This window comes from Testudinibacter sp. 'clade 2' (assembly GCF_006227735.1).
In the GTDB taxonomy this organism is placed as follows: domain Bacteria; phylum Pseudomonadota; class Gammaproteobacteria; order Enterobacterales; family Pasteurellaceae; genus Chelonobacter.
This window is the reverse complement of the sequence record NZ_VDHB01000014.1, coordinates 1-14,939: the sequence shown is the minus strand read 5'-3', so window position 1 is coordinate 14,939 and position 14,939 is coordinate 1. Positions and strand designations below refer to the sequence as shown.

General features: G+C 47.1%; 13 protein-coding genes. 3 read left to right on the top strand and 10 right to left on the bottom strand.

What is annotated here, in order from left to right; all coding sequences use genetic code 11:
- Nucleotide 1: 1 nt before the first annotated feature.
- The 9 genes from fhuB to purE form a co-directional block, all read right to left on the bottom strand.
- Nucleotides 2-1,966 (bottom strand): Fe(3+)-hydroxamate ABC transporter permease FhuB, encoded by a 1,965-nt coding sequence (gene fhuB, locus FHQ30_RS01550; protein WP_139610521.1) that lies wholly within the window; start codon nucleotides 1,964-1,966, stop codon nucleotides 2-4.
- Nucleotides 1,960-2,862: an iron-siderophore ABC transporter substrate-binding protein gene (locus FHQ30_RS01545; protein ID WP_267963752.1), complete on the bottom strand. Its 903-nt coding sequence runs from the start codon at nucleotides 2,860-2,862 to the stop codon at nucleotides 1,960-1,962. The genes fhuB and FHQ30_RS01545 overlap by 7 nt, the downstream gene beginning before the upstream one ends.
- A 12-nt stretch (nucleotides 2,863-2,874) precedes the next feature.
- Complete coding sequence (locus FHQ30_RS01540; RefSeq protein WP_442805640.1) at nucleotides 2,875-3,669, bottom strand: ABC transporter ATP-binding protein; 795 nt, start codon at nucleotides 3,667-3,669, stop codon at nucleotides 2,875-2,877.
- A 114-nt stretch (nucleotides 3,670-3,783) separates the two neighbouring features.
- Nucleotides 3,784-5,253 carry a cardiolipin synthase gene (gene cls / locus FHQ30_RS01535; protein WP_139610520.1) on the bottom strand — a complete coding sequence of 490 codons (1,470 nt, stop codon included), beginning with the start codon at nucleotides 5,251-5,253 and terminating at the stop codon, nucleotides 3,784-3,786.
- A gap of 64 nt (nucleotides 5,254-5,317) precedes the next feature.
- The gene (locus tag FHQ30_RS01530; RefSeq protein ID WP_267963751.1) at nucleotides 5,318-5,617 is read right to left on the bottom strand and encodes a helix-turn-helix domain-containing protein; all 300 of its coding nucleotides are present in this window, start codon (nucleotides 5,615-5,617) and stop codon (nucleotides 5,318-5,320) included.
- Nucleotides 5,601-5,942, bottom strand: coding sequence for a type II toxin-antitoxin system RelE/ParE family toxin (locus FHQ30_RS01525; RefSeq protein WP_132967361.1), 342 nt, complete (start codon nucleotides 5,940-5,942; stop codon nucleotides 5,601-5,603). The genes FHQ30_RS01530 and FHQ30_RS01525 overlap by 17 nt, the downstream gene beginning before the upstream one ends.
- 121 nt (nucleotides 5,943-6,063) lie before the next feature.
- Nucleotides 6,064-7,254 (bottom strand): amino acid aminotransferase, encoded by a 1,191-nt coding sequence (locus tag FHQ30_RS01520; RefSeq protein ID WP_139610519.1) that lies wholly within the window; start codon nucleotides 7,252-7,254, stop codon nucleotides 6,064-6,066.
- A 93-nt stretch (nucleotides 7,255-7,347) separates the two neighbouring features.
- Nucleotides 7,348-8,427 (bottom strand): 5-(carboxyamino)imidazole ribonucleotide synthase, encoded by a 1,080-nt coding sequence (gene purK / locus FHQ30_RS01515; RefSeq protein WP_139610518.1) that lies wholly within the window; start codon nucleotides 8,425-8,427, stop codon nucleotides 7,348-7,350.
- Between the two features lie 10 nt (nucleotides 8,428-8,437).
- The gene (gene purE / locus FHQ30_RS01510; RefSeq protein WP_139610517.1) at nucleotides 8,438-8,929 is read right to left on the bottom strand and encodes a 5-(carboxyamino)imidazole ribonucleotide mutase; all 492 of its coding nucleotides are present in this window, start codon (nucleotides 8,927-8,929) and stop codon (nucleotides 8,438-8,440) included.
- A gap of 201 nt (nucleotides 8,930-9,130) precedes the next feature.
- Here purE and pepN point away from each other — a divergent pair, with 201 nt between their 5' ends.
- Complete coding sequence (gene pepN, locus FHQ30_RS01505; RefSeq protein ID WP_139610516.1) at nucleotides 9,131-11,740, top strand: aminopeptidase N; 2,610 nt, start codon at nucleotides 9,131-9,133, stop codon at nucleotides 11,738-11,740.
- Between the two features lie 78 nt (nucleotides 11,741-11,818).
- Entirely contained in the window at nucleotides 11,819-12,838 is a 1,020-nt protein-coding gene (gene pyrD, locus FHQ30_RS01500) for a quinone-dependent dihydroorotate dehydrogenase (RefSeq protein ID WP_139610515.1), read from the top strand.
- A 62-nt stretch (nucleotides 12,839-12,900) separates the two neighbouring features.
- Here pyrD and tehB read toward each other — a convergent pair whose 3' ends face one another.
- Complete coding sequence (gene tehB, locus FHQ30_RS01495; protein ID WP_139610514.1) at nucleotides 12,901-13,764, bottom strand: SAM-dependent methyltransferase TehB; 864 nt, start codon at nucleotides 13,762-13,764, stop codon at nucleotides 12,901-12,903.
- Nucleotides 13,765-13,951: 187 nt separating this feature from the next.
- Here tehB and FHQ30_RS01490 point away from each other — a divergent pair, with 187 nt between their 5' ends.
- A complete protein-coding gene (locus FHQ30_RS01490) occupies nucleotides 13,952-14,854 on the top strand; it encodes a mechanosensitive ion channel family protein (RefSeq protein WP_139610513.1) in 903 nt (300 codons plus the stop codon).
- The last annotated feature ends 85 nt before the right edge of the window (nucleotides 14,855-14,939 follow it).

Genomic DNA, 14,939 nt, shown 5'->3' with positions numbered 1-14,939 from the left:
GTTATACCCGACGCATAATCAATAGAAAATAACTGCCGCCGAGCAGGGTTGCCACCAGTCCGGCAGGAATTTCATACGGAAACAGTATTTGCCGACCGAGCCAGTCGGCAGTTATCATCACCGTGGCGCCGATCAGCGCAGCGGCAAGAATTTGTGTTTTTGGCTTGTGAAAGCCCAGATAGTGTGCCAAGTGCGGTGCCAGCAGCCCGATAAAACTGAGTGGCCCGACCACCAAGGTGGCACAAGCGGTGAGAACCGCACTTAATAAAATAAAGATCCAGCGGGCTTGGTGCATATTCAAGCCGAGCGCTTTTGCCACCACGGCTTGCAGGCTGAGCAGATCGAGCCAGCGACTGAAAATCAAGCTGACAGCGAGCAGTAAAAGTGCGGTCAAGCCCAAGCCGATCGCTAATCCGCTTTCGGCATAGTAGGTAGAGCCGCTGGTCCAACTCAATAACTGTTGAATGCGGAAGTCACCGCTGGCAAGCAAGATGCGCTGTATCGCATCAAACAGGGCGGCAAGGCTGATCCCGGTCAGCAAAATCCGTTCCGGCAACATGCCGCTGCGCCCGTTGATCAACATCACAATCAACAACACCAACAATGCGCCACAGATGCCGGCGATCCACAGGTTCTGCTGGGTCAGTTGACTGAAACCAAAAATGACCAGCAACACCCCGAAACTGACGCCGGAGGTGATCCCTAACAGTTCTGGGCTTGCCATTGGGTTGAAACTCAGGCGTTGCAATAATACACCGGCGAGCGACAACATTATTCCGGCGGCGAGGGCATACAACAGGCGTGGATAACGAAGTTCCAGCACGGTGTCGCTCAATGCACTGAACGTCCAGCCGTCGGCACTGTTGCCGAGCAACAGGGCGAAAAGTGCGGTTAAAATAAACAATAGGCTTAACACTAACCCAGTGCGGTGCGTCACCATTTTATTGATGCTCAGGAAATCAGCAGAAGATTGCAGCCGTCCGCTGTGCGGCAGGTTTTTAAACATCAGCCATAAGAGTAATGGCGTGCCCAATACGGCGGTGACTGCACCGGTCGGGAGTTGAATTTGGTGATATTGACTGATGAGCTGTAATCCTAAATCGGTAATCAGCAATAAAACAGCGGATAAATAGGCACTTTGCAACAACTGTCCTCTGAACGTGCGAATTCCCAGTTGGCGGCTGATGGTGGTGGCGGCTAAACCGATAAAACCCAGCATACCGACACGGCTGATTACTATTGCCACCAAATAAGCAGAAAGCAGCAAGCCGGCAAAACGAATCCACTGCACCGGTACGCCGAGACTTTTGGCATTACTGTCATTTAAGGCAAGAATGGCAAGTGGGCGCTGTAGCATGGCTAATATTACTAGCGCCGGAATTAATAGCCAAAACAGTTGAATGCTGTCGAGCCAGCTCTCTTGCAGCAGTGAGCCTGCGCCCCAGATCATCAAGCCGCGCGATTCTTCCGGATAGAACAGCATTAAGGTGGCAGAGAGCGAGCCTAAATATAGATTCACTACTAAACCGGCGAGGATCATAATCAGTGGCGATAAATTTTTGCGCCATGCCAATAAAAAAACCAGAGCCAGTGCCGCCAGTGCACCTAAAAAGGCGATAAGTGTGCTGCCGAAATGCAGAATCGACGGAAAGAACAGGGTGCAACTAAACAGTAGGTATTGAGCACCACTGCTGACCGCCAAGGTGTTGTCGGAGGCAAGCGGATTATTGACGACCTGCTGCAACAACAGGCTTGCCAAGCCAAGTGCGGTGCCGGCTAACAGTGCGATCGCGATCCGTGGCAGGGTATAATTTTGTACCAATAGCAGCTCGAGCGATGAGCTATTGGGTTGTAACAATTCTGCCCATGATCCTATCTGTGGCAGTTGCAGCTTTAATAGCCAGCCGCCGAGCAAAATAGTGAGCAATAGTAATGTGATATTCAGCAGCAGCGGACGGCTTACCATGGCTCACCTCCCTGTTGCAAAGCGTCGGCTAATGCCAGTGCGAAACGCTGTGCTGACGGCAGTGCGCCGAAGGTCCAAATGGCAGGCAATACGAGCGGATCTTTCGATAGTGGCAGATGCTGCCAAAGGGTGTTGTGTTCAAGTGCGGTCGGCACATTCAGCGGATAGGGCTTAATCACGATTAAGCGTGGATTGTCTTTAAATTCCGCTAGCTGGTTGATGCCGATATTGGTTGAGCCCCACAGCGTAACCGGCGCTGTCCAAGCATTACGAAACCCCATTTGCCGAATTGCGGCACCAAATAGGCTGTTTTCGCCATATACCCGCAAATGGCGGCTGTCAATAAACTGTACCAATAGCAAAGTGCGGTTTTGGTAAGGCGTCAATTGGGTTTTGAGTTGTACAAAAAGTTGTTCCGTCTGCTGAATCAAGCTTTCTGCACGCTGTGGCTTAGCGATCAATTGCGCCAATTCACGGGTGGCAGCCAGCTGATTTTGCCAAATTTCCCCTTCACGGTAGAAATTGACTTCGTTCACTGGCTGAGACTGGCCAGCATGTTGCCGGGCATAATGTTGCAAAATCGGTGTTAAGTTGCTGAACATCGCACTATTGATAAACCGATCCGGTTGTAATTTGGCTAACAGTTCTTGATTGGGTTGCAATCGTGTGCCTAAATCCAGCGTATGTTGCGGTAGCTCCGGCACCGAAACCCAAGTGCGGTAGCTCTCAGCATCGCCGACAGCGATTGGCGGCTGTCCGAGTGCCAATAATGTTTCTGCCACGGTCCAGTCGAGGGTTGCAACTCTCAAATCAGGCGAGTTAACTTGGGCAAAAGTGCGGTAACTGAACAACATCAGCAGCGCAAGTGACAGGAGCAGCAGGGCGGATTTTTTCATTTCAGTCTCCGCTTAGAAAAAGGCGACCGGCACAGCAGAAACCGGATGGCGAATGACGTTTAAGCCGATGCCGTAGATCGCCTGCAAATTAGCCTGAGTCATCACGGTTTGTGGTGCACCTTGCATTAGCAGTTTGCCACTGTGCAGGGCAATGAGGTGGTCACAAAAGCGTGCTGCAAGATTGACATCATGAATCACAATCACCACTCCGATATTCAATTGGCGTGCGAGTTGTTGAATAAGCTGCATCACTTCCACCTGATGGGCAATATCCAGTGCGGCGAGTGGTTCGTCTAACAGCAGAAAGCGACTTTGTTGCGCCAATAACATAGCCAACCAAATGCGGGAACGTTCCCCACCCGAAAGGGTTTCCACCAATTGATCGGCAAAAGCTTCAGTGTGGGTCAGTTTTAAGGCGTTTTCAACCGCATCGTGATCTTTCTGTTTATTGCGTCCGAATAAGCCGTTCCAAGCATAGCGCCCCATTTGAATCAGTTCTCGTGCGGTTAAATTGGCAGCAGCAGGCAGATGTTGTGGCAGATAGGCTACTTCTCGCGCAAATTCACGACTTCCCCAGCGGCTGATTTCACGATTTTGCAAAAGCAGTTTCCCGCTACTACAGGCCTGTTGATTGGCGAGCAGTTTAATTAAAGTTGATTTGCCGGAGCCATTATGGCCGATCAAGCCATAAACCTTGCCGATTTCAAAGGTTAAATCCGTCGGTTGCAATAAAGTGCGGTAACCGCGCTTTTGGCTTGGCGTATCAATGCTTGGAATACAATAAGCGACTTGCTCCAGTTTAAACACGATCTTTTTCCATCACGAAGGTCAGAGTCGCAATTCTAATTGAAAACAATTCTTTTTTCAATGTATGATTGACAAAATTTTTACGCTTTTTGAAGTGAAGGAGATTGTGATGGATTATAAAATTGGTCCGATGGTGGCGACAATGTTTTGCCAAATACGGCGTAACACAGACCATTGTCCAACCTGTTGTTGGGTGATGGCAATAGACTGGGCGATATAATCTTGCTGACGTTGGTAAATGGCTGCGGTGAGTTCGTTATCTTGCAGAAGAATATTATTTTCATAATTTAAATTAAAGCTGCGCAGATCCAAATTGGTAGAGCCGATATAACTGACTTTGCCGTCAATGGTGAGTGTTTTGGCGTGCAGTAACCCGTTTTTGAATTCATAAATCGCTACACCTGCTTGCAGCAAGCGGTAGTAGTGGCTGCGACTGGCAGCCGAAACCACCCAAGAGTCGTTACGTTGCGGAAAAATTAAACTGACTTTTACGCCTCGCCAAGCAGCGGCACAAATGGCTTCAATGGTGGTGTGATCCGGCACAAAATATGGCGTTGACAAAGCGATCTCATGTTGAGCACTGTGAAATAGAGTGACGAATAATTGTGGGCAGGAGTCTTTACGTTCGGTCGGGCCATCGCCGACCACTTGCGCCGCAAAGCCTGATGTGTTCGTTGAAATTTGCTCAACTATACTGTCTTTATCGCTTATGCTGTCTTTACTGCTTGGTAGCTCGTCAAGTGCGGTTTTGCCGGTCGCCACGAGCCAGTCGCTGGTAAATAAAAGCTGCATTTGTCTTACTACTGCACCTTCAAAACGCAGCAAAATATCGACCCAAGGCGCAAAACGGGCTTTGACTCGAAATTCCGGATCAGCACAGTTTTGGCTGCCGCAATAGACTATTTTATTATCAATTAAGGTGATTTTGCGGTGGTTACGCAAATCTAAACGACCGGTGATGATGGTTTTAAGCGGGTGATCAATCGGAAAAGCGATTGCCAGTTGCACGCCGGCAGCTTGCATTTGTTGCCAATAGCTGGAGCGAACAAATTGCCGTGATCCCAAACCATCAACCATCACTCGGCAGGTTACGCCACGCTTTGCAGCACGAATCAAGGCATTGGCAAGATGGATACCGGTGTGATCTGCCAACCAGATGTAATATAAAATATCAATATTGTGTTGTGCCTGTTCGACATCGTTGAGCAGCCGTGCTCTGGCTTGGTCAGCATCGGGCATCAGTTCGGCACGGTTGTCGGGCAGCGTATGGAAACCGTTAATTGAGGCGGCATACGCGAAAGCCGCCCGATAAGGCAGATCAATTTGAGATTCATTTTGTTGTTTTGTGCTGATGAGTTGCGGAAAATTAAGCCGCATTTCGGCAAAAATTGCATGGTATTTTTTGCTGATGGCTTGACCGATATTGTTTTCCCCAAACAGCCAATATAGTCCTGCGCCGAAATAAGGAAAAATAATCAAAATGACAAACCACGCCAAACGACTTGTTGCTTCCAGATCATCGCGCAGCAAGATTCGGATTGAAAAGACAACAACTAGACAGATATGCAGGGTCAATAACAACATAGCGGCTCCAAAATTAGATGATGGCACAACCAGATAAAGATTGAAAAAGGCGAAATCCTCGATTTTATTGTTGAAGCTGAAAGGTTAAACTACCGCCAAGTGCATGCGCATAACGTGAAAGTGTAGTCAAGGTTGGTGAAACGATGCCTCGTTCTAACCGACTAATATTCTTGACATTAATACCTGATTTTTCAGCAATATCGGACTGAGTCAGTCTCAATTCAAGCCGTGCGGCTTTCAGCATTGCAACTAATTTACGCCGCTCTTCAAGTGCATCATATTCAGCCGCAAATTCAGGATCTTTCATCAATGTTTTTTTTATATCGGCAAGCGATACTAATTCAAGTTCAGGATCTTTGATCATTTTTCAGCTCCTTTTGTAATTTATCCATTCTGTTGTAGGCTAATTCAAGAGTCTTCTTCGGGGTTTTTTGGGTTTTCTTCTGCATAATATGCACAATATACGCATTCTTGCCTTTAGTAAAAAAGAAAAAACTGCGTGAAATTCCCTCTTTTGAAGTAGCTCGAAGCTCCTTTAAGCCATTACCGAGGTTTCTTACCACGGGTTCTCGTAATTCATTGCCACTGCGTTCAAGAGCCTCAATGAGTTGAAATGTTGCCACTTGTAACAATTTAGGTAACTCTGTTAGTTCTTTTTGTGCTTGTCGGGTAAGCAGTACCGTAAACATAGTACCTCATAAGTAGTCGTTTATGATGATAATATCTAAAACATAAAAAGTAGTCAAATATGATAACAAAAAAGCAGATTACATGACTGTAATCTGCTTATGTTTGTCAGGCCACTATTTTTTATAGCACTTTAACAATACTTTCACACAGATACTGAATATTGTCTTCGGTGATGCCGGCGATGTTGATGCGGCCGGAGCGCACGGCGTAAATAGCGAATTCGTCTTTCAGGCGATCTACTTGTTCCGGGCTGAGGCCGCTGAAGGAGAACATGCCGTTTTGTTCGATGATGAATGAAAAATCTTGCTCGGCACCGTATTCTTTCAATAACTCGACAAATTTTTGGCGCATGGTTTTAATGCGTTGGCGCATTTCTGCCAGTTCGGCAATCCAGTCGGCTTTCAGTTCTGCATCGCCCAAGACCAGAGCTACCGCACTTGCGCCATGTGAAGACGGGTTGGAATACAGAGTGCGGATAACCGATTTCACTTGGCTGAATGCAGTTTCGGCAGTGGCTTGATCGGCAGCTACCAGCGTAAATGCACCGACCCGTTCATTGTATAAACCGAAGTTTTTCGAGAACGAGCTGGCGACCAGTAACTCTTTATGATTAGCGGCAAAGGCACGCAAGCCTTGTGCATCTTCGTCCAAACCGTTGGCTAAACCTTGATAGGCGAAGTCAAACAGCGGCAACCAACCGTTTTTCAGCGACATTTCGGCTAATTGTTGCCATTGTGTCGGAGTCGGGTCGATCCCGGTCGGGTTGTGGCAGCAGCCGTGCAGCAAGACCACATCGCCTTCGCCGGCGTTGCTGAGATCGGCGATCATGTTGTCCCAATCTAAAGCATGGGTCTCTTCATTATAGTAACGGTAGTTGCGGATGGTGATGCCGACGGCGTTGAAGATCGCATTGTGGTTTGGCCAAGTCGGGGCGCTGATCCACACGTTTTGCGCATTGGTTTGGCGTTTGATAAATTCGGCTGCGACACGCAATGCGCCGGTTCCGCCCAGACTTTGTGCGGTTTTGGCGCGTTTGCTATTGACGATTTCACTGTTTTCGCCGAATAACAAAGCTTGGGTGAATTGGTTATAGGCGGCAACACCGTCAATCGTCAGGTAATTTTTGCTGTTTTCCGTTTCCAACAGGCGTTTTTCTGCTGTTTTCACCGCTTTGACAATAGGTGTTAAGCCGTTGGCATCTTTGTACACGCCTATACCCAAGTTGATTTTGTTGCTGCGGGTTTCGGATTTAAACGCTTCGCCTAAACCTAAAATCGGATCCGCCGGTGCGGCTTGGATTTTTTCAAACATAGTGAGTTCCTTTGATGTTGTGAATGTTATTATAAAATGAAGTCTTTATTTATACTGATTTTCAACGCAGATAACAATCTTAAAAAGCAAAAATCAGCTTAATTTCCCTATTGCCCATGCCAAGCCGGAATGGTAATCCTCAGGCAGTAAATCTGCCAATCGGCGTAGATTTTCAATCAGCACGTTTTTATCCGGATGCGAGAGGTTGATATGCCCGACTTTGCGCCCTGAGCGCACTTCTTTGCCGTACCAATGCAGTTGGCTAAACGGCAGGTTCAACCATTGCGGGTGATGTTCCGTGCCAATTAAATTCACCATCACGCTCGGCATAAAAATCTCCAACTGCGGTGTCGGCAGGTTGAGCAACGCACGCAGATGTAATTCAAATTGGCTAACTGAACAACCAAGCTGTGTCCAGTGCCCGCTGTTGTGCACCCGTGGCGCCAGTTCGTTAATCAGCAATTTATCACCGATCACAAAACACTCCATCGCCATCACGCCGATATAGTCCAGTTTGTGCATGATAGCGCTGAGCATGGCTTCGGCTTGTGCCTGCAAAGTGCGGTCTGCACCTAACTGCACGCTGTAACGTAAAATACCGTTTTGTTGCAGATTGTGGGTGACGGGGTAGAATCGGGTTGCGCCGTCGGCAAAGCGCGCACCGACCAAAGAGATTTCATAGTCGAACGGAATAAAGGCTTCGGCGATCACCTCGCCGAACAGATCATCAGTGATCAGATCACGGTTATCCGCTGTAACAATCCATTGCCCGCGCCCGTCATAGCCACCGGTGCGGCGTTTGACGACGACTTTTTTAGCGACTTGCTGAAATATTTGCGCCCATTGCGTGTCAGAATCCAATTGTTGCCATGGCGAAGTCGGCAGGTTTAATTCGTCCAACAGCGATTTTTGTGAATAGCGATCCGCCAATAAGCCGAATACATTGCGATTAATAAAGTTTGGATGGGAAGCCAGTGCGGTGGTGAGCGGTGTGCTTTGCCAGCGCTCGATTTCAGCGGTGATGATTGCGTCAGGTTCAATTTCAAACAGCGGAGCGGTAAAGTCTAACGGCTGCACCCTAATATCCAACGGGGCGCCGGCATACCGCAACATGCGTCCCAATTGTCCGTTGCCTAACACATAAACTGGGGGATAAATGGCACTTTTTTGCATGGCGCTTTCCTTATAGCAAACGGGGATCGGGATTGTCTAATACCGCTTGGGTCTGTTGCGCACGAAATTGTTGTAAGCGTTGTGCCAGTGCGGTATCGTGATTGGCTAAAATCTGCGCCGCTAATAAACCGGCATTGGCAGCGCCTGCGGCGCCGATCGCCAAGGTGCCGACCGGAATACCTTTCGGCATTTGCACGATGGAATATAAGCTGTCGATTCCGCTCAATACCGCACTTTTCACCGGCACACCCAACACCGGTACAAGGGTTTTGGCAGCGATCATACCCGGCAGATGTGCAGCACCGCCGGCACCGGCAATAATCACCTGATAACCGTTGCTTGACGCTTGTTCGGCAAAACTGAACAATTTATCTGGCGTGCGGTGGGCAGAGACGATTTCCACATGGTAAGGCACTTGCAGTTGATCCAATACATTGGCGGCTTCGATCATGGTTGACCAATCACTTTGCGACCCCATTACGATGGCGATTTTGGCAGACATAAAGCTGATAATTTCCTCTGTTTGGCATTTGAAAAGTGCGGTAAGAATAGCATGATTTCAATAGAAATTAAGCCTTGTACGGCATGTTGATAAAATATTTTATCTTTTTTAATCGGATAACGGGGATTCGATTGCAACTTGACGGAGAAAATTCTATTCTTACGGGCTAAAACACGCATAATAAATACTACGGAGCAGACGATGTCAGCAAAAGCAAAATACAGAAAAGATTACAAAAAACCGGATTATACCGTCACTGATATTTTTCTTGATTTTCAATTGGATCCCCAACATACCCGCGTTGTCAGCAAATCACAAATTGCGCGTTTGAACCCTGAGGCTCAGCAGCTGCGGTTGGACGGACACAGTTTTCAGTTTGCTTCGATCAAATTAAACGGACAGCCGTTTACGGCTTACCAGCAAGATGCGGAATCGCTGCAATTGGATCTTAGCGGCTTAAATCTCGATCATTTTGAGCTGGAAATTGAAACGCTTTTAAAACCGGCGGAAAATACCTCGTTGCAAGGTTTATATCAATCCGGTGATGGTTTTTGCACTCAGTGCGAAGCGGAGGGCTTTCGTCAAATCACCTATATGTTGGATCGCCCCGATGTGTTGGCACGCTATACCACGCGGATTACTGCCGATAAAACCCAATATCCGTTTTTATTGTCCAACGGCAACCGCATCGCCACCGGCGATATGCTTGACGGGCGTCATTGGGTTGAATGGCAAGATCCATTTCCGAAACCTAGCTATCTGTTTGCCTTGGTTGCGGGGGATTTTGCTCTGCTGCAAGACCGTTTTATCACCAAAAGTGGTCGCGAAGTGGCATTGGAGCTGTATGTGGATAAAGGCAATCTGAACCGCGCCGATTGGGCGATGCAGAGCCTGAAAAAATCAATGAAATGGGACGAAGAGCGGTTTGATCTGGAATACGATTTAGATATTTATATGATCGTCGCGGTTGATTTCTTCAATATGGGTGCAATGGAAAACAAGGGCTTGAACGTGTTCAATTCCAAGTTTGTGTTGGCAAATCCGGCAACGGCGACGGATGAAGACTATCATAATGTGGAAGCGGTGATCGCTCATGAATATTTTCACAATTGGACCGGCAACCGTGTGACTTGCCGTGACTGGTTCCAACTTAGCTTAAAAGAAGGCTTGACCGTGTTCCGCGATCAAGAATTCTCCTCTGATACGGGTTCAAGAGCGGTGCAACGGATCAACAACGTTAAAATTCTACGCACGGTACAATTTGCTGAAGATGCCGGCCCGATGGCGCACCCGATTCGTCCGGAAAAGGTGATTGAAATGAATAATTTCTATACCGTCACCGTGTATGAAAAAGGTTCGGAAGTGATCCGCATGCTGCATACATTGTTGGGCGAAGAGCGGTTTCAGCAAGGCATGAAATTGTATATTGCCGAAAATGACGGCAAAGCGGCAACTTGTGAAAATTTTGTGTCGGCTATGGAACGGGCATCCGGTGTGGATTTGACGCTGTTCCGCCGTTGGTACAGCCAATCCGGTACGCCGGAACTGACGATCAGCGACGAGTATGACGAGCGTAACCATATTTATCGTCTGCATGTGTCGCAACTGACAGCCCCAACCCACGATCAATTGGATAAAATTAATCTGCATATTCCGTTGAAAATCGAGTTGTATGATCCGCAAGGCAAACAACAGGAGTTGCAAAGCGAAAATGGCTTGGTCAGCAATGTGTTGGATATAATGCAAAATCATCAAATCTTTGAATTTCATCATATTTATGCAAGACCTACTCCAGCGTTGTTGTGCGATTTCTCTGCACCGGTAAAACTGGATTATGCTTACACTGATCAACAATTGCTGCTTTTATTGCGCCATGCTAAAAATGATTTTATCCGTTGGGATGCCGCCCAAATGCTGCTGTCGAATGAGTTGCGGCAAAATCTGCAACGCCAACAAAACGGCGAACAGATGCAAGTCAGCCCATTATTATTGGATACTTTCCATTCCATTCTGGAGCAATATCAACAAGATGTGGAATTGACTGCACTGATGTTGACCTTGCCGAAAGAGACAGAGTTTGCCGAGCAGTTTAAAGTGATCGACCCGAGCGGTATCCATCAGGTGCGTAAATTCTTGCAGAAAAGCATTGCCGAACATTTGAAAGCACTGTCGCTGAAAATTTATCATCGGATCGATCTGCCTGAATACCGCATTGAACGGCAGGACATTGCTTTACGCAGCCTGCGCAATGTCTGTTTGAGCTATCTGGCGGTGACGGAATTCGGCAATGCGTTGGTGAATACGCATTATCTGCACGCTAACAATATGACCGACACGCTTGCCGCACTGGCGGCAGCGAGCAGTGCCGCCTTGCCGTGTCGCGATAATTTATTGACGGATTTTGAACACAAATGGGCGCATGACGGATTAGTGATGGATAAATGGTTTGCGTTGCAGGCAACCCGTCCGGACGAAGATGTGTTGCAACAAGTGACGAAGCTGATGGATCATCCAAGTTTTAATTTTAATAATCCGAACCGCCTACGTGCGCTGGTCGGCAGTTTTGCCAACCAAAACCCGAATGCTTTCCATGCGATTGATGGCTCAGGCTACCGCTTTTTGGTCGAAGTGCTGATTAAGTTAAACCGCAGCAATCCGCAAATTGCTTCGCGTTTAATTGAGCCACTGATTCGATTAGGACGCTACGATGCACAACGTCAAACCCTGATGAAACGCGGCTTGGAACGGTTGGCGAAAATCGAAAACTTATCGAAAGATCTGTTTGAAAAAATTGAAAAGGCGTTGGACTAGATTGGTATTCACCGTGATTTATGGTGTCAAAATGGCATCGGTAACTATTTCATAAAATTATTGAAGAAGCAGAAGATTATGTATTCACTCATCAAAAAAGGCTTGTTTTCACTGGATGCCGAGCAGGCACATAATGTTACCTTGAAAACACTGGGCATGATCGGTAAAACTCCGGCAAAATACTTGCTACAGACCGCACTTCGATGTCCGCAAGGTACGCCGAAAACCTGCATGGGGATCCGCTTTAAAAACCCGATTGGTTTAGCTGCCGGTGCGGATAAAAATGGTGATGCAATTGACGGTTTCGCTGCACTGGGTTTCGGTTTTATCGAAGTGGGCACCGTGACACCGTTGGCGCAAGACGGCAATCCGAAACCGCGTCAGTTTCGTTTATTAGAGGCTGAAGGGATTATCAACCGTAACGGTTTTAATAATCGTGGCGTGGATTATCTGGTTGAGAATGTCAAAAAAGCGAACTATGACGGCGTGATCGGGATCAATATCGGCAAAAACAGCACCACTTCGGTCGAAAACGGCAAAGGCGATTATATTTATTGCCTGAACAAAGTGTATAACCATGCCGGCTATATTACGATCAATATCTCATCACCGAATTCGCCGGGGTTGCGTCAGTTACAATATGGCGAAGCACTGGACGATTTGCTGCAAGGTATTAAACTGCGGCAAAAAGAATTAGCGGATTATTATAATAAATATGTGCCGATTGTGGTCAAAATTGCGCCGGATCAAACCGAAGCCGAACTGGTGCAGATCGCTGACACGTTGCGTCGGCATAAAATGGACGGTGTAATTGCCACCAACACCACGCTTTCGCGTGATAGTGTGCAGGGCATAGCCAACGCTGAGCAACAGGGTGGTTTAAGCGGTAAACCGTTGCAACAGCTCAGCACCCAAATCATCACTCGCTTACACCAAGAACTAAAAGGTGAAGTTCCAATTATCGGTAGTGGCGGCATTGATTCCGTGGCAAGCGCAGAGCAAAAAATCACTGCCGGTGCGGAATTGTTGCAACTGTATTCCGGTTTGATCTATCACGGACCGCACTTGGTCAAATCGTTGGTGGAAGGGATTAAGTAGAGTCATTAAAAGGTGAAAAAATTGGGTTCGTATTGTGCTGCGAACCCAATTTTGTTTATGCGTTAAACCTTTTTCGCCAACATCGTGACGAACTTCAATTTAATCCGATTGCCGTCGGCGTCGGTTTTGTGCAGTTCGCCCGGGGCTTCGGTGTATTTAAGTAGTTCCCAATCGTGGTAATAATTTTTCAGTTCATTTTCGGCAAAGGTGAAAGAGAACGGCATTGGACAGGGCATATCCTCGGTAGACATTGCGGCAACAATCAGGTTGTAACCGCCCGGATTGGTGTGTTGCTGCATATTGGCGATAATTGCCGGAATGCGCTCCCGTTGCAGGAACATCAGCACCACGGTAGAGAGAATAAAATCGTAATTGTCTTGAATTGCCGCTTGGTTAATGTCGTAAAGTGCGGTTTTGATCTTGTCAGATTTTTCTTTTTCGATAAGCGAATCCAAAAATGCAATGCTGTTTGGGTTGTGATCCCAAGCGTCCACCTCAAAGCCTTGCACCCCTAAGAACAGTGAATTCCGCCCTTGTCCGCAGCCTAAATCCAGCGTTTTGCACGGCGCAATCTGCTTGGCAGCATTGATCACTTCGGAGTGGGTTTGGGTCATATTGTATTTTTTGGCAGCGTAATCCTGCGGCAGGCAATAAAACTCCAGATAGCATTGCAAGTCATCGGAAAGTGGCGCAACCCGATGCCACTGCTGCGGCTCGACAAACGGTGCTTGATTTTCGACATCAAATACATGGGTCGCCGTCACATTGCCGGCTTCGTCCAGTTCAACATATTGCAATGATCCGGCAAGAATTGTCACTTTTGCCCAAGTGCCGACTTTGGTATTGTGCATTTCTCGGAACATTTGCGGCAGGGTATCTGTGGTCCAAACCGGCATTTTTTTGTAAGCGATAAGTTGTGTGTGCATAAATTGCGTTCCTTAAGATATATTTAAAATGTTGTTTAAATGAATTCTAAAGAAAAATTGCACGACTGGCAATTATTTCCGACAGATTTAGTCAAGTTTAACGCTATGCTGTTCATCAATTTAGCATAATGTTAGAATTCATCGATTTATTTATCCAACACACATTTATTCTACAAAAGGAGTTTTTATGGCAGCAGAAACCACAACGGTTGATCTTCAGGCACAAACCGTGGAGGTGCTGAAGCAGATTCAGCAATTGGATTTTAATACCGTGTTAAATCAATGGATTATCCCCTACGGCACCAAAATTTTATTGGCAATTGCAATTTATTTTATCGGTAAATCGGTGGCGCGCTTTTTGAGTGGTTTGCTGGGCAAAGCAGTACTGCGCTCCAGTAAAGACGAGATGTTGCAGGGATTTGTCAGCTCGATCAGCTATTTTCTGTTTTTGTTGATCGTAGTGATTGCAGCATTGTCGCAGCTGGGCATTAACACTAGTTCTTTAGTGGCGTTGATCGGGGCGGCAGGCTTGGCTATTGGTTTAGCGTTGCAAAACTCGTTGCAAAATTTCGCTGCCGGGGTGATGATTTTGGTGTTTAAACCGTTTCGTAAAGGTGATTATATTGAAGCCGGCGGTGTTGCCGGTGTGGTGAATCAAATCGGTTTATTGGTGGTGGAACTGAGAACCGGCGATAACAAAACAGTGCTGGTGCCGAACGGCAAAGTGTTTGGTGACAGCATCACCAACTATTCAACCAACGAAACCCGCCGAGTTGATTTTATCTTCGATATTGATTACAGCAGCGATATCACCGCCGCAAAACAGATTATTGCCGATTGTTTGGCACAGGAATCGCGGATATTGCAAAATCCGGAACCGACGATTGTGGTTGGATCCTTGGCGTCCAACAGTGTGCAGTTGTTTGTGCGTCCATGGGCAAGAACCGCCGATTATTGGGGCGTCTATTTTGCGATTACCGAAAAAGTGAAGTTGGAGTTCGATAGAGCGGGTATTGCGATTCCGTTTAACCAGCTAAACGTACATCTGGATCAGGATTTAGTAGTCGGGATTGAGAAAAAAATCAATTAATTATAGCAACAAAAAATCAAGTGCGGTGTTGAACCGCACTTTGCATTTTTCCCTTATTGATTAAGCGCTTATACCGCACTTCGCA